The sequence below is a fragment of the Bartonella koehlerae C-29 genome, assembly GCF_000706625.1.
Classification (GTDB): Bacteria; Pseudomonadota; Alphaproteobacteria; order Rhizobiales; family Rhizobiaceae; genus Bartonella; species Bartonella koehlerae.
The window spans coordinates 1,638,256-1,662,365 of record NZ_KL407334.1; the positions used below are offsets into that span (position 1 = coordinate 1,638,256).

Genomic DNA, 24,110 nt, shown 5'->3' on the forward strand with positions numbered 1-24,110 from the left:
TATAATATGATCATCTAGAATATTTGATAGCTTTGAGACTCATTTTACAAAAACAAAAGCACTCATCAAAAAGTCTCACCAAAATACCCACTCTTTGAATATTTCATCTTGTATCAAAAATTGAGGTGATTTTTTAAAAAATATTTCCATTCTTTTTGACAAAGCTCTTCCTCTTTATCACAAAGATATTTGCTGTGAAAATGCCCTTATTTGCTTTTCTCTGTCATATAAATTAGAATTGATAAAAGAGACTCCAGAATCTTTGACCATTCGGCATCTGGTGACTTTTTTTGTGTAATAAATTCATGATATCTGATATGCCTTTTCTTGCTCTTTTACCCTTGGGCGCCCATGAATATCATGGAGATCATCTCCCCTTTGAAACCGACTGGATTATTGCCAAAGCTTTTGCAAAAGCGCTTACTGTCCAAACGAAAAAGCAGTTTGATATCGCGCTCTTACCGGTTGAAAAGATTGGCTATTCGATAGAACATATGGATATCTCTGGTACACAAACACTCACCTTTTCTGAGGCTATCGAACGATGGATAAACATTGGTGAGAACTGCTATCGTAAAGGTATCAAGCGTTTTCTTCTTCTCAACGCTCATGGAGGTAATTCACCTTTAATGAGCATTGTGATCACTGAATTACGAAGACGTTTTTCCATGCTAGCGGTAGCGACAAGCTGGACCCGTTTTGGATTGCCGCACGGTTTAATGCATCCGTCTAAACACCATCTTGATATCCATGGAGGGTTTATTGAAACCTCCTTAATGCTCTATTTAGCACCAGAAAAAGTGCATATGGAAAAAGCCAAAAATTTTTATAATAAGCAGGCTGATATGATTGCCAATTATCAGTACTTACGCGCCTATGGTCCCCATGCCTTTGGATGGACAATGCGTGATCTTAACCTACAGGGAGCAGCAGGCAATGCACGTGAAGCAACATCACAAGCAGGAGAAGCAATTTTTTCTCATGTACTTGGTGGGCTTCGTGGTTTACTTGATGATATTAATCGATTTAAAATAGACGCATTATGATAAAAAGGCGCAACCATGGAAAAGACGCAAAATACGCCTGATAAACTTCCTGGTACAGTTCTCACAGGTTATCTTGGCTCAGGGAAAACCACTCTTCTCAATCGCATTCTCAGTGAAAACTACGGCAGACGTTATGCAGTCATTGTCAATGAATTTGGTGAAATTGGCATTGACAATGACCTTATCGTTGAATCGGATGAAGAAATTTATGAAATGAATAATGGCTGTGTTTGCTATACCGTACGCGGCGATCTTATTCGCATTTTAGAAAGTCTGATGCAAAGCTCTCATCGATTTGATGCTATCATTATAGAAACAACAGGGCTTGCTGACCCAGTTCCTGTTGCACAAACTTTTTTTATGGATGATACTGTACATGAAAAAACAGCACTCGACAGTGTCATAGCAGTCGTTGATGCGAAGCAGCTTGCGCTCCAACTTAAAAAAAGCCGAGAAGCTGAAGAGCAAATTGCCTTTGCTGATATTATTCTTTTAAATAAGATTGATCTTGTGAGTGCAAAAGAACGTATACAGGCTGAATCACTCATTTTGGCAATTAATCCACGGGCCGTAATTTATACAACAAAGCGTGCAAACATCCCCTTTGAGAAACTCCTCGATCGTGGTTCATTTGATCTACAACGTGTTTTAGAGAATGATCACCATTTTCTTGATCACCAACATTCCAACCATATATGTGGTCCCGATTGCCATCATGATCATGCACATCATCCCATATCTGCCCTTCACAATATTACGATAACTTCTGTAAGTTTAAAAACAGGTGCCCTTCAACCAGAAAAGTTTTCCCATGGATCCAACAAGTTACTCAGCAAAAAGGTCCTGATATTTTGCGTTTAAAGGGGATTATCGCTTTTCAAGGAGATAATGATCGTTATGTTATTCAAGGCATACACATGATCCTTGAAGGACAGCACCAGCGTCCATGGCGTGAAGATGAAAAACGTGAAAGCCGACTTGTTTTTATTGGCCTTACCCTTGATGCTGAACAACTTAAAACTGGTTTTGAAAATTGTGCGTAAGTGAATAATAATGCCAAGAATTACCAATTACGATCTCCAAAGTTATTGCCTTTCCTGTGGTTTTATAGGCAATAAACCAGCTTTCGTTTCAGTTGAAGGTTTCATTGTTTTTTTAAAAGCCAACCCCTCAAAGCATTGAAATTCACCAGGGAATAATTTCTAGCCATTTTTCTCATGATAACACTGCTATCATTACAGGTGGAGAAGATGGAAAGGTATGCCACACAACAGCAGATAGTCATACACAAGTGCTAAGCAAACAAGAACGTAAATGGATAAACAATGTTGCTTTTGGACCACAAAAAGTTTGTGCCTTTGCCTCTTCACACACTGCATGGGCAAATCCCGGCCAAGGATTCCAAGAGCTTCTTCATAAACGCAATGTAGAAGGTCTTGCTTTCGCTCCCAAAGGTTTACGACTCGCCGTTGCCCATTACAACGGTATTACCCTGCATTGGTTATCAACGCAAACATCTCCCACCATATTGGCATGGAAAGGAGCACATTGTGGCGTTATCTTCTCACCAGACAATCGCTATGTCATTTCTACTATGCAAGAAAATTCCCTCCATGGTTGGCGCCTCACAAATCATCAGCATTTACGCATGAAGTGGTTACCCAAGCAAAGTCAAAAGTTGGTCTTGGAGCCAAAAAGGAAAATGGTTAGCAACATCAGGTGCATCAGCAGCAATTGTGTGGCCGTTTCATACAAAAGATGGCCCCATAGGAAAAGCACCACTAGAACTCGGCGCACGAGCAAATGTACTTGTCAGCAGCGTTGCATGCCACCCAAGCGAAGAAATTGTAGCAATAGGCTTCAATGATGGAATGATTTTGTGCGCACATTTTCGCGATGAAAAAGAAATCCTCTTAAAAGATTGTGGGAAAAGCGCTATTTCAGTGCTAAATTGGGACAAAACAGGACACAACCTAGCCTTTGGTAGTGAAAGTGGTGAATGTGGTGTTATAAATATCTCGTCTTAAGAAAAGCATCAGCAATAACAATCGTTGCAGATAAAAACAATCACTCGGCCTCCGAAAGATGATTGAGCAACAAAATCCCCTTCCTCTCTCAAGAAAAACCAAACGCCTCAAACAAGAAAAGACCTTTAAAATATCTGAGCTATTTACCTTTGAATATTGCTGTCTTCCCTCCCAGATGGGTGAAAGCATCCCTCCCTTAAGAGGCTATAAAATAACACCCAACCCCTACATAAACTTGTGCTATGCTACAGACTTTCATAAAAGCACTATCCCCTAAAAACTTCTGAAAATCGTGTCTTTACCATTGGTAATATCCCTATACATAATATCAGAGGAATGAAACTCTGTATTGTTTCTTTAAATTTTTTGATAATTTAAAAGAAAATCTGATCATACTTGAAAAAACTGAATCAAAAATGGCGTAAAATTTCTTTCTAAAAAAACCTTGAATCAACGGAAAACATCATTTTAATCATAACCCTTGTTTTATGCAAAATCCTAGTATGTAGTTTTTCAAGCTTTCTGCTTATCCCCTCTTTCTCTTTTCAGCACTCTCATTGAGAAATCAATATATTGATTTACAAAGATAATTCAGAATTATTCAACTTGAATATAAAACCCGAATATCGTAAGATTCTCTCCTCTCAAACCCTCTCATAGTGAATCACTCAAAACCATTCGTTTGCACATCACAAGTGGGATGAACATGTGAATAAAAACTCTTCAGAAAAAGGAGAGAAAATGTTTCTCATGAACCGTCTCAAGTGCCGAGGGTTATCGCAACATTTTGAGCTGGCAAAGAGAATGATAGTGCCGGTTTATACCTTTATAAGCGTAAAGAGGGTGGTGAGTGGCTTTAATACCTTCTTACGCTACCGTAGTCATGAAGATAATGTATAGAGATCTACCTGTTTCAAAAGGCACATTGGCATTTATAACGTGCAAAAAATCATAACCTTTAAAATATAGTAAAGCACATTTTTAAAATATTTCCGTCACTATTTTACCTCAAACACCCTTCTCCTTTCTTTAAAGTATCAGTATTTCTTAAATAAAGATCCAAAGAAATATCTTATAAAAGAAGAAAGTAGAATGGCGCATTGACCGTCTATAAAAATTAGCACATTTTGTACTTTTATAGTACTTTTATAAAAGAAAAATTAAAACAAACCATAAACAATAAGCTCACAACGAAAACTCATGAGTTTACACCAAAACTGGTAAAGAGAGAGTCAAAAAAGAACAGGAAAGCTCCCTAAGAAACAATTCTGATCACTTATCTTGACATAAAAAAGATCAAAACAAACAACCTTTTACAACATTACACAATGAGCATCACGCATACAATCTTGCAAGATGCATAAAACCAAAATGGAATTGCTAATCCCATGTCATCATTATAAATGATAAAAATCTTTAAAAGACCTATTGTAGCGTAGAAGAAACCATACAATTACTAAACGTTTTCAATCATAAACTAAAGAAATCACATAATGTGGGTTCTTTCATCAATAAACAGAGAAGCATTTAGATAAAGTAATAGAGATTTGAAGAAATTAAAAGGCAGCACATTGTGCTGCCTTTTATATCATAATACATATTGTCTCATATCCTAGAACTGATACCGCAGTCCACCCGAAAAACTAGTTCCAGAAAAACCCGCCTTAGTAAGCTTCTGCTGATAAACCAAATCACCATGAAGAGAAAACTTTGAAGATAACCGGGCATTAAAGCCTAATCCTGCTTCTACAGAAGAACCAAAGCCACCCAACTGAAAAGCATCTTTAAAATAAACAAATTGTTTTTCCCCAAAACTATGTGCAAGATGAAGCTTGCCATAAAAGGAAACAACACGCGCCTCTTCGGTTGCAGCTAGGGCCTTTGTTAAACGTCCACCAACACGCATCGTCCATTGATCCAATTTCCCCAGTGCAATCTCAAAATCGTCAATATCACGGGCCTTATCAAACTGAATATGCTGATAAATAGCTTGAACCTGCGGATCAAAAATAAAACCTTCCTCTCCTACCACAAACGCTTTACCAGTAGTCACTGAAACACTGAGAGGCTTGCCCTTTAATGTTGCCGTCTTGCCACGGGCAAGAGTATGGACATCACCCTTAAACACACCATAGGATAAAAGTCCATCTACATAAAAGCCCGCATCATGCTGCAAAGTGCTATATGCTGTTACAGACCATTTATCAAAGACACTTTTTTGACTTTGTTCTACATCTAAAGGTTGCAGAGAAAGTTTTCCATAAGTCCCCATAACTCCAAAAGAGGTATTACTATGTTCACCCTCGATTGTTTTCAGTAAAATACCAGCTTCGATTGCATTATAGCCAAGCTCACCCCCATAACCATATTCCAACGCAGAAAGATTTGAGGCATAACGATGACTTCCACCGTAACTGCGCACAAAAAAGGCAGGATTTTCCTCATTTTGCAAGTATCCACCAGAAACAGTGCGTAAAACTTCTAACCGCTTACCTTGATTGCTAACATCTATCAAACCAGCATGAAACAGGGCATTTGGCAAAAGCAAATAGGTCGGAACTTGCGGAACAACTGCTTTAACTCCCGGTTCAAGACGAGGCGGCGGAGTTGGTTCCGGAAATGGTCCAGGAGAAGGGCCTAGCTCTGGACGAGGTCCTGGTTCAGGAATAGGTTTTGGAACAGGTCCAGGAGCCGGCGCTGGCCCAGGTTTATGATCATCAATATACCTATTTTCGAGGCGAAAATCCCAAAATTTTCCCTCGCCTTTAACTAATCTTTGATTGGAATGCGCCTCTCCTAAATCAGATTCTGGACCATAAGCATAAAGCATATACTGATAAGGTGAGTGCTGCGCAGTGACATAACCGCCATCTAACTGAAAAGAATTTTTATTTGCCTTTCCAGAAACCTGAATGATTGAAATCCCTTGTTCATTTCCACCACTACCCGTAGATTCCCCTGAACTTCCTGGCATACCGCGTACATGGACTACCGTTGTACCAGAAACATCACCATGTATCAAAACACGATCAGTCTTTTGCTTTTCACGATCTCCTCCCTCATTCAGATATGTGTTAAGGTAAATATTCCCCCCATCCTGCACCTTATAAACTGTGTTCATCCCATTCCCAATATTGAGTGTTTGATAATGATAAGTCGAAGCAGATTTCAGTTTTTTAAAATTAACGGAACTATCATTCATAAGAAGCAGAAATGAAACAGATGAATGATTTGTAAAATCAGATTCACGCGAATCCGTCTCTTGTGTTTGTTTTAAAATCCATGTCGAACCAGCACCTAAATAGAGCTCAGCGGTAGAACGATCATCAACAGAGGCTTTCCCTTCAAGGGTAGAAGCACTGGCTAAAACTTTCACCAAGGCCCCCCTCTCAGCCCTTAACAATGACCGCCCTGAAAGGGTACTTTGCATTAAATTAACAACACCATAAGTACTATCGATACTATAAAGAGCCACACTGTCTGGAACAGAAAACATTGTCTGTCTCAAATTAATAGCTTCCAATCTAGGTAGCTTTTTTTCCTCCTCTAGATTTTCTCTATTCTCGAATCTTTCGCTCAGCTTTTCTCCCCGAAAATATATACCGTATGATGCCTCTCCATTCACTGTAACAGAAGCAGATGTGAGATTAACCTCAGTCACAGAAATTTTCGGCCTAGAATCTTCAGCTCCAAACTGCAAAATGGAATTTGAAGTACGAACTGTGTTTTCTGATAAGATTCCATGAACATTCATAGCATTAATAGTCGTACCATCTAAATTAATAGGACCACCTAAATCCGTATGCAAAACCGCATAATTATTTGAATTTTTTTCTTTACTATTTCCAGTAATCTTAACAGCATCGAGATTAATCTTTCCACCTAGTGTCGAAGAAACCCCATGACTATTCATGAAATCAACTGATCCGCCTGCCATCCAAACTTCTGAACGGTCATAACTCAAAAGGCCCGCCTTTCCATTACCCGTCTTAATTTCTGTATCCTCTAAAACAACAAACGAGTTCCCTATTGCCTCAACTGCCTTATGATTTGCCTCAATAGTCCCCTGACGTACCTCAATTATCCCATCACTAGCATAAAAGGCTACATGTACATTCTTGAGAGTTGGATTTGTCAAAACAATCTTGCCATCCTCTGATACAGAGACACCACGTGTAAAAGGTTTATCATAAACTTGACTGTGAACAGTTACATTCTCCCCATCAACTCTACTATCTCTCCCCTTTACTGTTATCGCAGTATTAGAGGAAAATTTAGCATTCTCATGCGTAATCTCATAATACTGATACCCAATTTTTTCCGTTCCGCAATCATTGCACATATAATATAATCCATCATATATCATAAGCCTGCTCGGCTGATCACCAACCTTTTCATCTTTAACATAAACATATCTGCTAACACTTTTATCCCCACCCTCTCCACTAAGAATGTGTCCAGCGTTATTCCCACTAAGATGTCCACTAGAATTGCTACTACCAGATCCGCTATCACCTCTACTAGCACCAAGATTATCACTGCTAAGACCATTAAGGCTACTAATTCTCCTCCCAGAAAGGTTAAGAGTGGACATATAGGAGACACCATTTTGCACAGGGGTAACACTGATCTCATAAAACTGTCCAGGATATATAGAGCTAACACTAATCTTATAATCATCACCCTGAGCACTAGCACCAATTCCTATTCCATTTTGTAGGAAAGAAAGAATAGCGGTCGTGACAGTACATAAACACACATGATTTCTAAACACTTTAATCATAGTTCCCTCGAAACTTTTCTTCCCCTCTCATTAAAAATAAAAGCATTCGTAAAAACATCCCGCTTACTCCTTCAACACTCTCACCCAAAGGATGCATCTACGGCTCATTTGACTGGCGCAACGCATTATTCAAATGAATTAAACGGAAGACTTCCTTGCAACACAAAAACTACTAATAAGAGAATAATTTATATACGCAATCTTTAGGTGTATAATACATTCCGTATTTGGTGTAAAGCAAAAATAAAATCATTAGGTGCAATTAATTGCATAAACAATCTATCGTTGTGAAACTAAAAAGAATTACCAAAAAATATGAAATGAAAAAGATTGCTAAAATCAATAAAAAGACAAACTCTAGAAAACCTAGCTTAAGTAACTATAGGGCAGAGACATCAAATACCATATAAAGTAGGATATTACACACCCACACAGGAACCTATTCAAAATGTCCTCGAATAAAATCAGACACTTCGGCATCGTATCATGACTAGCAAAGATCTTAAGAAAATTCACTCATTGTAGCATGAAAAGAAAATGCTACGGTCTTTAGCTGCTTTTACGTGAAAAACAAAAAAATATTATGATTTTTTGATGAATATCAAAAGAATAAGAATCTTTTAAGAAATCAACGTAAGTTTTATAAATCAAAAAGGCAGCACACTGTGCTGCCTCTTATATCAAAGTATATATTTGCTCGGTAGCCTAAAACTGATAACGCAGTCCCCCAGAAAAACTCGCTCCTGAAAAGCCAGCCTTCGTAAGCTTCTGCTGATAAACAACATCACCGTGAAGTACAAACTTTGGAGACAACCGAGCATTAAAGCCTAATCCAGCTTCTAAGGAAGAACCAAAGGCACCTAACCGGAAAGCATCTTTGAAATGCACAGATTGTTTTTTTCTAAAACCATGGACAAGATAAAGCTTACCATAGAAGGAAGTAGCGTTTATCCCCTCAGATCCTGTCGGAGCCTTGCTTAAACGTCCACCAACACGTGCAACCCATTGATCAAGCTTTCCCATCTCAATATCAAAGTTATCGATATCACGGGCCTTATCAAACTGGAGATTTTGATAAACAACCTGAACTTGCGGATCAACAACAAAACCTTCATATCCTGTTGCAAATGACTGACCACCTGTCAATGAAACACTAAGAGGTTTGCTCTTTAATGTTGCTGTCTTGCCACGGGCAAGAGTGACCACATCTCCTTTGAACAGACCATAAGATAAAAGTCCATCTACATAAAAACCCGCATCATGCTGCAAAGTGCTATATGCTGTTACAGACCATTTATCAAAGGCACTTTCCTCACTATGTTTAACATTTTTAGGTTGTAGAGAAAGCTTTCCATAAGAACCCATAACCCCAAAAGATACCACATTATCTGCACTCTCGAGTGTTTTTAGCAAAATGCCAGCCTTAACAGCGTTATAACGAAGATATCCCCCATAGCCATATTCAAGTGCAGACAGATCTGAGGCATAACGGTAATGACCACCATAACCACGCAAGAACAAAGCAGGATTTTCATGAATTTCCAACATTCCACCGGCATTCATCCGCAATGTCTCCAACTGCTTATTTTGATTGCCAATATCCATCAAACCAACATGGAATAAGCTATTGGGTAAGAGAAGATAAGTCGGTACTTGCGGAACAACAGACCTGACAATGCGTTCAGGGAGAATAAATCCATCAGATCGTTCAGGGAAATCAAATCCATCAGTAGGAACTGTAGGCTTAACATATTGATTCTCTAGACGAAAATCCCAAAAATCTCCACCGTCCTTCATAAATTTCTGTTCAATATTCTCCTGTTTTGCAGTTACCTCTGGACCATAAGAACGAAGAACATATTTGTAAGGCGAATTCTCTAATGCAACATAATTACCATCCAATTGGAAAGAATCTTTCTCCGCCTGTCCATAAACCTGAATAATTGAAACACTGTGAGCAATCCGGCTGTTATCGTTACCTTCTCCTACAGTACCCGAAACACCTCGTACCTGTACTCTTGTTTTACCAGAAACATCACCATGAATGACAAATCTATCAGTTACTTGCTTATTACTAGGATCATTGGGGTTTAAACGTGCATTGAGATAAATTGTAACATCGCCCTCCGCCTCATAAACCTTGCCATTCCCAGTTCCAATGTGGACAGTCTGATACAGATCGTCAGATTCCGGAGGCACAAAATCAATAACACTATTTACAAGTCTTATAGAAGAAACACACGAATCCACACACTCTGAATCCGGAGTTACAAAATTTCTCTGTACACCTCTTTTTAGAATCCAGTCTGATTTATTGATCAAGTCCAATTTGGCATAAGAACCTTTATCAACGCGCGCACCACCTTCAATAATAGAGTTATCAACTGAAATCGATATATTAGAATTATTCTCAGCACTCAACAACAAACCACCAGAAAGAATTGTGTCCTGTTCTAATAAAATCTGACCACCAGAATTATTACCATAAATAGCTGTACCATTCGGGACTTCAAATCTAGTTTTTTTCAATGAAACCACCCCTGTTATACCTATAGGTGTCTTCTCGTTTTGAAATACAGTACTTCGTTTAACAACACTTACTTCCTCAACAGTCCTTTCTTTTCTAGATAATTCTGCAACAGATTCCTCTAGAACTTTATTTCGATTCTGCTGATTATCTTCTCTTCGTTTGCCCCCATCAAAGTATATGCCATATAACCCATCACCCTCCACTTTAATACTAGCGAATTCGATATGAGCACGATTCAGAGAAGGACGAACATCAGAAGATCTTTTTCTTCTGGAAGTAACAGTATCAAAAGCACCGTCTTCAACGGAAACATCACTATTCCTCAACCACAAACCATTAGCATCAGTAAAAACATAACCATTAGCGAATTCAATAGAACCACGATCATTCAACAAGAAAGCCGCACGCCCAAAGATCTCTGTTGTATCCGACTGCTCTTTCTCTTTTACCGCAATAATATTAACGTTGTCTAATTGAACACTTCCACCCGATTCCGACCTAACTGCCACTCCCCCTGTAAGAGTAATCGACCCAGAATTCATGGTTATTTCACCAGCATTACTAGCAAGACCAGCTACAGCCAAATCCCCCATTACACTAATTTCCGTATTACTTAAATTAATAAACGACTCGGAACCTGCCAAAGCCCCTACATAAAGAGTTCTGACCGTCCCATCGATCATCTCAATTTTCCCACCTCTTTGCGCTTCAAGCCCAATCATAGAAGATTGTACTTCGGAGTCTTGTTGCAAAATAATCTCTGCCCCATTTTCCGCAAGCACAGCACTTGCAACCTGTAATTTAGTAAAATCAACATTATCTTCATCAAAAGAATCCGCACCAATAATGGTAGCATCATTTAGATTAATAATCGTATTCTGACCTTCTGCATACATAGGATGCTGAGTTGCATCACTTGCCTTCAGTGTAAGACCTGTCACTTCATGTGTTCGACCATCATTGCATGAATAAGCAGTTTGCGAATTCCCTACACCATTATTTTCTATATCACTACACGCACCAGAAACAGTTCCCCTATCAACATTATTAAGCAGAAAAACACGTCCAACAGGTTCACCAGGTTTTGCGAAAACCGGCTGTGCGGAGACAGTAGGCGCTAAAGCAACTGAATTTATAGGTGCTGGCACCTTAGACACAAAAAAAACAGAACTCTGAGGTGATTCAGAAGATTGAACAGCTGATATAGGAATCCTAGATTGATTCAAACTAGACGAATCAAGAGAAGGTCTAGACACTACAGATTCAGATTTTTCAATCTCTGCAGATTTTCCAAGTTCTGCAGAATTATCAGCCTCAGCGGAAGCAGTAGAAGTCTCAACGGAGGAAAGATTAGAAACTACAAAAACCTCATCTCCTGGTTCAGATCTCCCAAGTGAAGAAGACTGAGTATTTACTACAGATATAGAATTATCAGATACATCACTCACACTAGAACTACATTGAAGTTTATCAGTAGGAGATGATAAATTTAAAAAACGCCCATCAGGACAAGGCCGCCTGAAAGTCCCATCACGTTTTTGTATGATAGCCCCCGCATTAATAACGGTATTTTTAGGATCGTATAATTCTTCAGGTATTACCTTCACTACAACAGGTTCAGATGTCTTAGATCCCCTAATATTATCAGACATATAATCCGCTCGATTACACTTCGCATTACTAGTAGGAGATGATAAGGCAAGCATACTTATAGAATCACCCCGAGAACACACCCTATAAAACGTGCCGTTACTCCTTTGGAAGACATAATCCTTATCCCTAGGATATTCGAAAGGTCTGGATTCGTACAATACCGCAGGCACTACAAGCACTGCATTAGGTTTAGATCTCTCAAATTCATTAGACACCACAGGCACAGAACTCTGAGGTAAAGCATTAGTTTCAGATCTTCCAAGTATAGAAGATACTACAGACACAGAATCTTCAGAAGGATCTGCAATAGGAGGCATCACAAACTCAGCAGCATTGGATTCACTCCTAGCAACGGATTCACTCCTAGCAACACTAGCATCAGGTTTAACAGTAGAAGCAAGTAAAACACGCGATCTAGGCTTAAAAATAGGTTGAAAATTAGTCGCAGTAGTATACCCAGAAACAAGAGGTATAACATATTGGTTTTCTAAACGAAAATCCCAAACTTCACTACTCTTAATCAATTTCCTATCGAAATACTGCATCTTTGGAGGTGTAGTTGGACCATAAGCACGAAGAACATACTGATAAGGCAATCCTTCTCGTGTAATATAATCACCGTTCAGCTTAAAAGAATCCTTCTCTGCATCCCCAAAAACCTGAATCATTGAAATACTATGAGGCACATCTTGACTTTGTTGAGTACTATCATCTGAAGTGTCTGTTACATATACCGTTGTTTTTCCATCAACATTACCATGAATCAGCAATCTATCAGATACTTGAGAACTCTCCGTATCACTAGGCATTAGATTAGCATTAAAGTAAATTTTAGAATCACCAGAAGCACTGTAAACTGTCCCTTCCCCATTTCCAATACGAAGGGTTCGATACTCAATTCCTCCAACTTTATGTGTATTCTCATTTTTTAAAGAAAATCTAATATTACTATTAGTAAGTTTTATAGACGAAATACATGAATCCACGCAACCTATATCTGAATTTTCCAAACGATTATATAAATTCTCTGTTAAGTACCACTCCGATCCCCCAGATAAAAAAAGCTTCGCATGAGAATCTTTATCGGTGCGAGCAGCCCCCATAATTATAGAATCATCAACAAAAACAGACAGATTTGAACCAGCCTCAGCTCTTAAGAATAAACCACCAGAAAGAGTTGATTCATCTTTTACAACGACGTAACCATCCAAATTATCACCATAAACAGCCACACCATCAGGAACTCTGAAAGCAGTATTTTTTAAAAGAACTGCATGCAATCTATCTTCATTACCTCCTCCTTGCTGATTCTCTAAAACCTGTTGTTCACCCTGAACTGAATTTGATGTATCCGCTATTTCATCCTTATTAAAATATATACCATAAGAATTACCATTCACTTTAATAGTTGAATTTTGAATATCAGAAACTGTTAAGTTAAAATTCTTAGGTTCTTCTTCTTCCTCTTCCTCTTCATCTTCCTCATCATAATCTTCAAGAATTTCTTTACTCTTTAAAGCTTGCCCTATAGAATTTGCAACTTCAATATGTTTAGATTCACTACTATCATAGATAACGTCATCATAGACAGCATCATATTTCGATCCAATCGGAATTACCTCAGCAAAAACCCCACTATCGAAAACACTACCACTAATGCCATACTGATTGATATCCACTCCCTTTTGGTCAGAAACTTCAAAGATATTACCGTTAAAGTCATCACTTACCCACAATGCAACATTATTAAAGCCTTCAAATTTTCCATTATTAAAGGAAACACTGCCCCCACGTGATAATAATCCAATACTTATTTCCTTAGAATCACGGCCCTCTTCTCCACCAGCCTGAACAGTAACTCCATCTAATTGAACAACTCCTCCTTTTTCTGATATAATTCCTATTCCACCCTCTTCTACAGTAATTATTCCAGACTTCATCCCTATAACAGATGGTCCAGAGCTCAATAGACCAATTGCTGTAGCATTAATATCTACATCCCCTAAAAAGATCTCTCCACCCTCGCTAGCGACAGCACCTACATAAACATCCTCAATAGCCCCCTCTGTCATATAGATCTTCCCAAACCCTTTAGCTTGAAGACCAATAAAAAAGCCTTGAATATTTGAGTTATTTAAGTCAACTTTTGTAATTTTACCTTCTTTAACACCTTCTACTCGTACGGCAACATACCCCACTTCGTTATTATCATAATCATCATCAGAATTAATGAAAGCTAAATTAACAATATTTTTCAAATTAACTTGAGACAAACTATCAGTAAGATGTTCTCTGATACCTTTAATGGATACATTATCCAAATTAACAACTATATCTTGATTCAAGTCAGCAACACCTTGTATCTTATCTGCAAACGCATCTCCCTTTATAGATACGGCAGTCTCCCCCTCCTCCGCCATAATCGTCCCCCCTGTTATTTTGTATACTCCACCTCGATCACAAGAAATAGGCCTATATATTCGCTCACCACTATTGAAAAAATCTGCTAACCCAGCTCTTGTTAAAACATCTACAGCTCCTACACCTTTACCAACTGGTGCACTTACACTGACACCAGGCATTACACCACCTGGTAAAATCTCTGACATAGTATCTAGTACACTATTCGGTATGCCATCAACACCACCTTGCGCAGCTCCTTTCAAATCATCTCGCACTAACAGCATACCATCTGGCACTTCTCCTAAACCACCATTTCGCGCTATCGCAGGCACCGCCATTCCTGCCCCTGGAATACCGCCCGATACCATCCTATCACTTGATAAAGTATCCAGCGTAGTAGCCAGCTCTCCATTTGCAAAACTAGGCACAGCAGATCTTGCTGCTCTTGCTGTTCTACTTGGAACACCCAAACTAATAGATGGCATACCACCTGGCACACCTGCTAAACCATCTGATACACCTGCTACACCACCTGGCACACCTGCTACACCACCTGGCACACCTGCTACACCACCTGGCACACCTGCTACACCACCTGGCACACCTACTCGATTCCGCACATCACCCCGTATAGTACCAGGAACAGCGGGAGCATTTTCATTACTAGAATTACAAGCATAAATAGATTGATTCAAAACAGGGGTAATTCCAACAGATTTGGAACTCATAACACCACTTACTCTATATCCCCCTCTAGAATTAATTACAGGTTCACTAGATATAGGTAAAGAAGGACTTACAGACCCAGATACGGATACGGAATCAGAGAGCTCAGGTACAGGATAGGCAGATTGCCCTCCAAAAGGTAAGGACAATGATGAGAATGAAGGAAGAGAGAATGAGGGAAAAGAGAACGTCCACCAACCAGCTCCCATAGAAACATCTGCACTTTGTAAAAAGAAGAGAGCACTCGTTGTAAGAGCACACAAACGGGTACGATTTTTCAATACATTAATCATATATCCAACTTTCTAAATTAAGACATCTTGTAAAAACACTAGATTTAGTTAAAATTTCTAGAATTGAGTAAAAAATGAGATGAGCGGCTGGTTTTTAACATATGTTAGATAGATTTACAACATAATGTTTTTTATTAATTTATCATTTTGTGCATAAATAGCCTAAATTAAACTTTTTAACTCAATAGCTGCTTTAAGTATTAACAGGATAAAAGGATGAAATGATGCTGATAAAATATCTAAAACGAGTAACTTCTCTCTTGGTTGTAGCAATCAGCTGTGCAACATATTCATGGGCAAGTGTGAATGCACATGTAACCATTAATCATGCTTCAGGCACCACTGCTGTTCCTACTTCTCCTAAAAAGGTTATCGTATTTGACCTTGCAACGCTTGATAATATGAATCATCTTGGAATCAAAGCAATTGTCGGCGTTCCTGAAGGGAGAAAACCTACTTATTTGCAACAATTTAATAATGCAGAATATGAAAAAATTGGTTCTCTATTCGAGCCAAATTATGAGAAGATTGCTACCCTTCAACCCGATCTCATTATTATTTCCTCACGCACTCAAGCCAAGTATAAAGACTTATCCAAAATCGCTCCAACTATTGATCTAACATTAGGGAATCAGAACGCTCTCGAAGAGATTGAACGGAATGTGTCTATTCTTGGGAAGATTTTCGGCAAAGAAAAGGAAGCTGAACAAGAAATTGTGAAACTCAATGAAAATTTAGCCGAAGTCCGTAAAAACACTCAAAAGAAGGGTACAGGGCTTATACTTATGACCTCTGGTGGAAAAATCAGTGCTTTAGGTCTAAAATCACGTTTTGATATTTTCCATTCCGCATTTGGAATTGCTCCTGCAACCGATAAAATTACTGTACAAAAACATGGACAGCTCATTTCTCCTGAGTTTATTCTCGAAACTAATCCTGACTGGCTATTGGTTATTGATCGAGATGCAGCGATCGGACGAGAAGGACAATCTGCACAACAACTGCTCAACAATGAACTTGTTCAACAGACAACAGCTGGCAAAAAAAACCAAATTATTTATTTAGACTCTTGGAGCTGGTATCTTGCAAGTGGTGGTCTAACTGGACTGAATGAAACAGTACAACAAATCAATGAAGCCTTTACAAAAGCAAATAAAACACACAAATAGCTTGATTGCTGTAGAAATAAAACTTAAAAGCAGAGGTTGTCTACAAGCAGCCTTTGCTTTTTTTGGAAAATGATTCAACGTGAAAAATTACTGGATAACCATAACAATTCTTATTTTCCTATCTATTCTTAGCATTTTTGTTGGTTATTCAAATGTAACACCTTCTGATCTATTATCAAGAAATCCGCATGCCTGGCTTATTTTCTGGCAAACACGCCTTCCTCGTACAATTGCAGCACTTTTGGTAGGCGCAGCACTTGCACTCTCAGGTATGATTATGCAACTGCTGGCGCGCAATCATTTTGTCGAGCCATCAACCACTGGAACCGTTGAGTCAGCATCCCTTGGCATTCTTTTGGTTATGATTTTTCTGCCTGATATCCCTGTCTTAGGAAAAATGATTGTTGCTACAATTTTTGCTATGATTGGCACACTATTTTTTATGTTTTTATTACGCCAAATCTTTCTAAAATCTGCCCTCATTGTACCACTGACAGGGATTATGTTGGGCTATGTTATTGGTTCCTTAACCAACGCCATTGCTGATTATGAAATGTTGCTCCCCTCTCTTCAAGCATATTTATTTGGCAGTTTTGCGATGATTCTTGAGGGAAAGTACGAACTCTTATGGTTCTCTCTTCCCCTTTGCATTCTTGCCTATTTGACCGCTGACCGCTTTACAGTAGCGAGTCTGGGAGAAGATTTAACTAACAATCTTGGGCTGAATTATCGTACTGTCATGCTCTTTGGCCTTTTTATTGTAGCATCAATCACTGCTGTTGTCGTCTGTACAGTTGGCCGAATCCCTTTCGTTGGACTGATTATTCCCAATCTTGTTTCAAATTTTATGGGTGATAATATGCGCCATACTGCTCCTTGGGTAGCAATCAGTGGTGGAGCAATAGTCTTGATCTGTGATTTGTTAGGACGAATAATTCATCCTTCTTTTGAAATTCCTATCAGCACTATAATGGGAGTTGTTGGTAGTTTTATTTTCATGATAATGCTTTTACGCTGGAGAAAGCGTTTTGGATAAAAAAAAAGCAACAACACTAATACTGACAATGCTTATTGTAATGATGTGCATCGTCATTAGTCTTTACATGACATGGAATATTAATATTTATACGTGGCCATTTCGGCTTACAAAGCTTATCTCTCTTCTTCTCATTTCTTATACAATTACTGTCTCTACTATTTTATTTCAAACAGTTGTTAATAATCATCTTCTTACCCCTTCTATTATGGGATTTGATCAACTTTATATTTTAATCAAAACCATCATGATTTATTTTTTAGGATCTCTTTCTTTGCCGCTTTTAAATGAAGAAGGACAGTTAATTTTTGAATCTTTGATCCTAACTCTCTTTTCAATAAGCCTTTTCCACTGGCTATTTTCAGGAAATTTAAAAGGACTTCACTTTACACTCTTAGTTAGCGTTATTTTGAGCGGCTTTTTTTTCAGCTTACGCATGTTCATGCAATTGCAACTCAATCCAGACCAAATGGTGAATTTAACGGATATTATGTTTGCAAATTTTAATAAATTCAATACGTCATTAATGAACTTTGCCACCATCGTTGTTTTCATTGTAAGTTTAATTGGTTGGCGTTTACATCACCTGCTTGATATTCTTGCTCTGGGACGTGAGAACGCGCTCAACCTTGGAGTGAATTATCATAAAAGCGCTATAGCTATTCTTATATTTGTTTCTATTCTCGTATCCATTTCCACAGCACTGATAGGGCCTGTCACCTTTTTTGGTCTGTTAGTTTCTAACCTTGCTTATGAACTTTCTCCTCAAGCAAAACACAGTGTTGTTGTGCCGATTGCAATATTATTGGCTATTATTGGTCTAGTTGGTGGACAATTTATTTTAGAACAAATTTTCCATATGGCAGGACGCTTAAGTTTTATTATTGAATTTTGTGGTGGAATTGTCTTTTTAACATTACTGTTGAAGGGAAAATGATAATGATTGAAATCAATCATCTTTCCAAAAATTATGGAACAAGGTTGATTATCGATAATTTATGTCTTCATCTCCCCAAAGGAGGAATTATTTCTCTCATTGGCCCTAATGGTTCTGGCAAATCAACGCTTTTAATGCTGATAAGACGTCTTTTACCCCGCCACAAAGGTACAATTCATATCGACGGCTTTGATATTGATAAAATGCCCCACGATCTTTTAGCAAAAAAGCTTTCAATCCTGCGTCAAGATAACTCTTTATCCTTTCGCCTTACCGTATATGATTTAGTAAGTTTCGGACGCTATCCTTACTCAAAAGGCTGGTATAATAAAGAAGATAAACAATTTATTGACAGTGCAATCCGATATCTCGGTCTACAAGATCTGAAAGACCGCTTTTTAGATGAACTTTCTGGCGGACAACGCCAGCGTGCTTTTATTGCAATGGTAATCTGTCAAGATACTGATTATCTTCTGTTAGATGAACCATTAAATAATCTGGATATAAAACATGCCGTTTGTATGATGAAGCAATTACGCCGCATAGCTGATGAACTCAAAAAAACCATTCTTGTTGTTATGCACGATATTAATTTTGCGTCATCTTATTCTGATATGATTGTTGCAATGAAAAATGGTAAAGCAGCTTACTGTGGAACCCCAAAAGAGATTATACAGCCAAAACTTCTTAAAGACATTTATGATGTGGATATTCAAGTCAAAACAATCAATGACGTACCTATCGCCCTTCATTATCGATAAATTGCTCTTATTGATCAATCATTATAAAAATCCTTTTTTGCCCTTGTGTGCACCATAAAATCTGCTAAAAGTGACAGCATCTGCATGCTGGGGAATAGTTTAATGGTAGAACAGCGGACTCTGACTCCGTTAATCTTGGTTCGAATCCAGGTTCCCCAGCCAAATTCGATGTAAATTGTCACCGGGTTTTGTATATTTTGACACTAGGTTTTGTACCAATTTATTTCTTTTCAAATGATTTTTAAGGGGGTGTTTACAGGGTCTTCAAAGGCGATTCTCTGAGCTTTCACAGACTTTTTAAAAATCTTCAAAGGATTTTCAGAGACCTTTCAAAACCTTCTCTGATTTTTACCATTTTCTGCTCCTTTTTGGATTTTTAGGTGTCAAAATCCATTTTGACAAACAACGCACTTAATGGTAAAAATAACTATAAAATAATGAATTATAACGTATTCATACCTAATTCCATCTCTTCCCATTTAGTAGAAAACATAGTGTCAAGCTACAATCAATATATGAATATGAGAAAAAACTAGCGTAATATATGCAAAACAAGTTTGGAAATTTGAATTTCGTTTATTCGATTGATTTTATTTTTCCCTTAACACTTTGAAGTTTTTTGTTTGATGGTACGGCGTATCTTTTAATCTACATAGCGTAAGAGACAAAAAGTATTATATTACTCTTTTATCTTTAAATCGCCTTCATTTTCAAAACTATAGCGCATACATCGGCTACACATGTTTCTTCTATTGTCCCAAACCATTTGCTGATTTTTTTAACAACACCCTCATAATTAAAAAAACAGAACAAAGCTCTCAACAAAAGCTCTGTCTGCTAATCAAAACCAAAGCTTCTTTCCATATAAAAAGTTAAGAAATTCTTTTTTTATGATGAGAAAAAACACTCACATGTTGAAAAATATAGCGTATTAAAAAAGCTTTTTAAAAGTAAGTATTTTGAAGATTTTTTAAAGTGCTACGTTATCCTGCTCTCAAAGCAAGTGCTCTCCCCAACACATGCTGTACGAGTCATAGAATGTAGAGGACAAAATTATAAGCCAATATAAATACCCTTCACAGATACTTCATAGCGGATATCTTGCAAAAGAAAAAATGCACATATACTGAATATCAAACTGTTAAGAATGATAAAAACAAAAAGTACTTAACAGCTTAACGAAAAACACCCTTCTTAACATCTCAATTTCCCATTATGAATGGAAAAAACTGTCAAAACCAACAACTTCTCCCATAAAAAGATCAGAAATCACCTACTCACAGATGTCATTCACTGTAGCTAATCGCATCACTTGAATAACGATATCATAGAAAAGAATCCATTAGCAATTCCAAAGAAAATGTATGAACAAAAGGGGCAACGTTCTACACACACTCTCCCCTCTTAAAGACAAAAATTCGTGAAAAAGAAAATAAGCAACCAAACTACTCTTCATAATTCGGTTTGCGCTGAACCCTACCTTACATCAAACCTTGCATTTATGATATACATCTTTAAGATCTCAATAGCTTTTTTAAAAAGAGGTAAAAACAAAATGTCTAATTCTTTTCATTCATACCTTAAACGATAACAAAACCCCTCATCCCCCTTCAAATTCGCGTGCGCACTCCCCTTTTTCTTTTATGTTTTAAGAAAAGAAAAAAATCCTATTAGAGATGACTGCAACTTGCAGAGAATTCGGTATCTTTTCCTATAATGCCGAGATCCTTAATCAAAAGAGGTTTCCCTATCTCTCCATTATAGGCTTTAACGTGAATACTCTTCCCCTTCACATCTATAAAGTAATAATCCCCATTAAAGAGTGCACCAGCTGTATAAACAGGAATATTTCCAAAGACCTTATCATTTTTTGCGCGGCAATAGGATTGATAATGTGTATGCCCCACAAATATTGCTTTGACATTATGAGAAGTGATAATTGACTTAAACAGCGATAAATCTTTAGCATTCTTTTTACGAATAAAGAAGGATTCACCATCAATGGAAGCCGCACGACCATCATGAAAATTAATAATTGTAACTTTACCCCTCGCATCAGCAGCAGCCAAATCTTCTTTAAGCCAATCCAAAGATGCATTGATGTGCACCTCCATAGACCGTCCCTTCAAATGAACTCTATAGCTTGGATAATTGTGAAGCTGCACATAGTGAACGTCTCCATAATCCCAAGAATAACTCAAACTCCCTTTGATGACATACATATCTCCGCTTGGCATAGGAATCGAATTTTCAGCAATATCTGCATTAAAATGAGATAATTGACTGCGATATTTTTTGATTTCTGAGACCATTCTTGAAACTGCACTTACAGCGCACGCATCTTTATAAAAATTGAATGCTTCAGGTATTGTACAATTTCCAACATTATTCGCATAATCATGGTTACCCAATCCCTCATAAACAGGAGAAGCAAAATTTTTATAGACATTTTTATAATCGTCATAATTCTTTTGCTGACCAAATTCGGTCAAATCACCATTAACAATATGGAAAGCAGCCTTATGCATCTTTATGACACTGGCAACCTGCTCATTTATCTTTAGCCAAGGCTTCCTGTTCGACAGACCATTGGCATCACCAGAATTCAAACGCCACGGTTGCGGATCAGCCATAATGATCGCGGTATAATTTTTTGCAAGAGACTTCTCTCTCATGGCCCAATCAATGAATGCACTATGAAGCTCTTCCTCTCTTTTTATTTTTTCAGAAGAAAAATTAAAACAACCAGACAGAGCAAGAGCAGCCATAATGACTACCATATATTCAATCTTATATTTCATAGAAGTATCACCAAAAAATAACTCTGTATTTGTGTTGTACAAATCCCACCGGACCGTTCTCTTAAACTTTTTTGTCAATAATGTGTCAAAAGTTCAAAATAATGAAAACAAGAAGGCTTCAATGAGGGCATAATTTGATGACAGCAAAGCATCGTTGATTTCAGACTTTTACCTTGAAGCATTTCATTGGTTAAGTTTTTTAACTTGAGATATACCGATCTTAAATGCTCTCGATAAGACAACCACTTATCAAAAACCTTTCTCTTATAAAAAATCTTGGAAGTATTGTAGATATTCTACATATCCCCAATAGAGAAAAGCGTAAAAAAACTAGCATTTTGCCATATGTTTTAAAGAACAGACTCCTTTTTGCATAAAGATCAAGCACCTTTAATAAAAGACTTCTTACAAATAATGCAGAAACAATGAAAAGCATAAGCGTCATATTATCTATTACAATAGCTTAAAATATTATAATATTAACTTAAATAATATTATACATAAATTTATAAATATATTATGTAATTAAATTTGACAGAAAAAGTAAAATAACTTATCAAAATGCTTAACTGTTGAAACTAAAAACAATATCTATTTTTTATTCTTCTTTTTAAAGAGTGCAAAGAAATGAATATGGGGGACTTTAAAAGGAGAGTACTTGTGTATAAAATCCATTCTGTTATATATGGCAACAGTAACTATCGTACTGTTTAATATCCAATTCAATGCATATGGTGAATCTCTAGAAGTTTCTATGGAAAAACTAGAAGTATCTAAAAAAACCTATGAAACTCTTCATGCAAAAGACAATGGAACAATCATTGGTAAAGATTTAAATATAACCGGAAATAAAGATATAAACTCGAATCCTATCGTTATAACACCTGTTGTAAAAGTTGAAGGTGCTAATAGTGTCATTGAATTAATAGGCTCAACCATTAAAGGAGAGAGTTCTGATATTACTGTTGATCTTGAAGCAAAAGACAGCGGCACGCTCAAAATAAGCAATGGAACCATTACAGTCTCTAAAATTGGTGCTTCTTTCAGCAACAGTGATAAAAACACACTAGAGAACGTGAAAATATCGAGCAACGCAGGTAATGCCCCTATGGACAAGGGAATAAGTGCTAATAAAAGCAACATCACTTTGAACAATGTAACCATTACACAAGCAAAAAACAGCATATTTGCAGATGACCAATCTCAAATCACGATATTAGGAGGATCATTTGATGGAGAAACCGATGGGATATATGCGACATAAGGCAGTTCCATTACTTTAGACAATCCTAAAATCACATCATCTGATGGTAATGGGCTCCATGCAGATGGTTCAGGATCAAAAATTACAATGATAGGAGGAACAGCAATAGTAAAGAATAAAAATGCTGCACTACTTGCGGCAAACAATGGACTGATCGATGCCACGAATATTACTCTAACAACAAATGATAAGGGAACTGGTACAATCGCACTTGGTTCTGATAGCAGAATTGAATTGCATGGTAATACAACGATTAACAATACTTTAAACGGTCTTAGAACAGTTGGTGGTGGCAAAATCATCAGCGAAGATCTAATTGTTATCGGTGGAAAACCAATCAATTCGGACCACGACAAAAAACGCACTGGTGTGTGGACAGAGAACTCTGGTAGCGAAATTAAGTTAACGGGTACAACAACCATTCAAAATGTTGATGTGGCTCTCTCTGCATTTGAAGATGCTACAATTAAAATAGGCAATAGCACTATTGCTAAAAATTCCGATAGCCTAGATACTAAATCCAAAACATCAAAAAATGTGATAAAAGATGAAATAAAAGCAAAAAAAGTCGCACTAGCCATAATAAATGGTTGACATATTGATCTAACAAATATTTCTGCAACAACAGGAGTTTCTGGCTTACAGTTTGCAACTTATTTAAATAATGATCCAGACAACCAA

At 37.5% G+C, this 24,110-nt stretch carries 10 protein-coding genes, 1 tRNA gene and 2 pseudogenes; 10 read left to right on the forward strand and 3 right to left on the reverse strand.

Annotated features, from left to right (window positions below; translation table 11 throughout):
• Window positions 1–305 precede the first annotated feature (305 nt).
• The 3 genes and pseudogenes from O9A_RS06960 to O9A_RS06970 all read left to right on the forward strand — a co-directional run bounded on the left by O9A_RS06960 (window position 306) and on the right by O9A_RS06970 (window position 3,073).
• Complete coding sequence (locus O9A_RS06960) at window positions 306–1,046, forward strand: creatininase family protein (RefSeq protein ID WP_034460009.1); 741 nt, start codon at window positions 306–308, stop codon at window positions 1,044–1,046.
• 15 nt (window positions 1,047–1,061) lie between these two features.
• Window positions 1,062–2,089, forward strand: a pseudogene (locus tag O9A_RS06965) (CobW family GTP-binding protein).
• A gap of 10 nt (window positions 2,090–2,099) precedes the next feature.
• Window positions 2,100–3,073: pseudogene (locus O9A_RS06970) on the forward strand (WD40 repeat domain-containing protein).
• Window positions 3,074–4,685: 1,612 nt separating this feature from the next.
• On the opposite strand, the gene O9A_RS06975 reads toward O9A_RS06970, so the two are convergent.
• Entirely contained in the window at window positions 4,686–7,856 is a 3,171-nt protein-coding gene (locus tag O9A_RS06975; protein ID WP_034460012.1) for an autotransporter outer membrane beta-barrel domain-containing protein, read from the reverse strand.
• Window positions 7,857–8,561: 705 nt separating this feature from the next.
• Complete coding sequence (locus O9A_RS06980) at window positions 8,562–15,461, reverse strand: autotransporter outer membrane beta-barrel domain-containing protein (RefSeq protein WP_034460014.1); 6,900 nt, start codon at window positions 15,459–15,461, stop codon at window positions 8,562–8,564.
• A gap of 224 nt (window positions 15,462–15,685) precedes the next feature.
• Between O9A_RS06980 and O9A_RS06985 the strand changes: the two genes are divergently transcribed.
• The 5 genes from O9A_RS06985 (at window position 15,686) to O9A_RS07005 (ending at window position 19,526) form a co-directional block, all read left to right on the forward strand.
• Window positions 15,686–16,630, forward strand: coding sequence for a siderophore ABC transporter substrate-binding protein (locus O9A_RS06985; protein ID WP_195890932.1), 945 nt, complete (start codon window positions 15,686–15,688; stop codon window positions 16,628–16,630).
• Window positions 16,631–16,709: 79 nt separating this feature from the next.
• The gene (locus O9A_RS06990) at window positions 16,710–17,666 is read left to right on the forward strand and encodes an ABC transporter permease (protein ID WP_034460016.1); all 957 of its coding nucleotides are present in this window, start codon (window positions 16,710–16,712) and stop codon (window positions 17,664–17,666) included.
• The gene (locus tag O9A_RS06995; RefSeq protein ID WP_034460018.1) at window positions 17,659–18,603 is read left to right on the forward strand and encodes an iron chelate uptake ABC transporter family permease subunit; all 945 of its coding nucleotides are present in this window, start codon (window positions 17,659–17,661) and stop codon (window positions 18,601–18,603) included. The genes O9A_RS06990 and O9A_RS06995 overlap by 8 nt, the downstream gene beginning before the upstream one ends.
• A gap of 2 nt (window positions 18,604–18,605) precedes the next feature.
• Window positions 18,606–19,364: an iron ABC transporter ATP-binding protein gene (locus O9A_RS07000; protein WP_034460021.1), complete on the forward strand. Its 759-nt coding sequence runs from the start codon at window positions 18,606–18,608 to the stop codon at window positions 19,362–19,364.
• A gap of 88 nt (window positions 19,365–19,452) precedes the next feature.
• A tRNA-Gln gene (locus O9A_RS07005) sits at window positions 19,453–19,526 on the forward strand.
• A 1,508-nt stretch (window positions 19,527–21,034) separates the two neighbouring features.
• On the opposite strand, the gene O9A_RS07010 is transcribed toward O9A_RS07005, so the two are convergent.
• Complete coding sequence (locus O9A_RS07010; protein ID WP_034460023.1) at window positions 21,035–22,165, reverse strand: metallophosphoesterase; 1,131 nt, start codon at window positions 22,163–22,165, stop codon at window positions 21,035–21,037.
• A gap of 658 nt (window positions 22,166–22,823) precedes the next feature.
• On the opposite strand from O9A_RS07010, the gene O9A_RS07480 reads away from it, so the two are divergent.
• Window positions 22,824–23,429, forward strand: a complete 606-nt coding sequence (locus O9A_RS07480; protein ID WP_154656378.1) for a hypothetical protein — start codon at window positions 22,824–22,826, stop codon at window positions 23,427–23,429.
• An 87-nt stretch (window positions 23,430–23,516) separates the two neighbouring features.
• Window positions 23,517–24,023, forward strand: a complete 507-nt coding sequence (locus O9A_RS07485) for a hypothetical protein (RefSeq protein WP_051665604.1) — start codon at window positions 23,517–23,519, stop codon at window positions 24,021–24,023.
• Window positions 24,024–24,110: the final 87 nt, after the last annotated feature.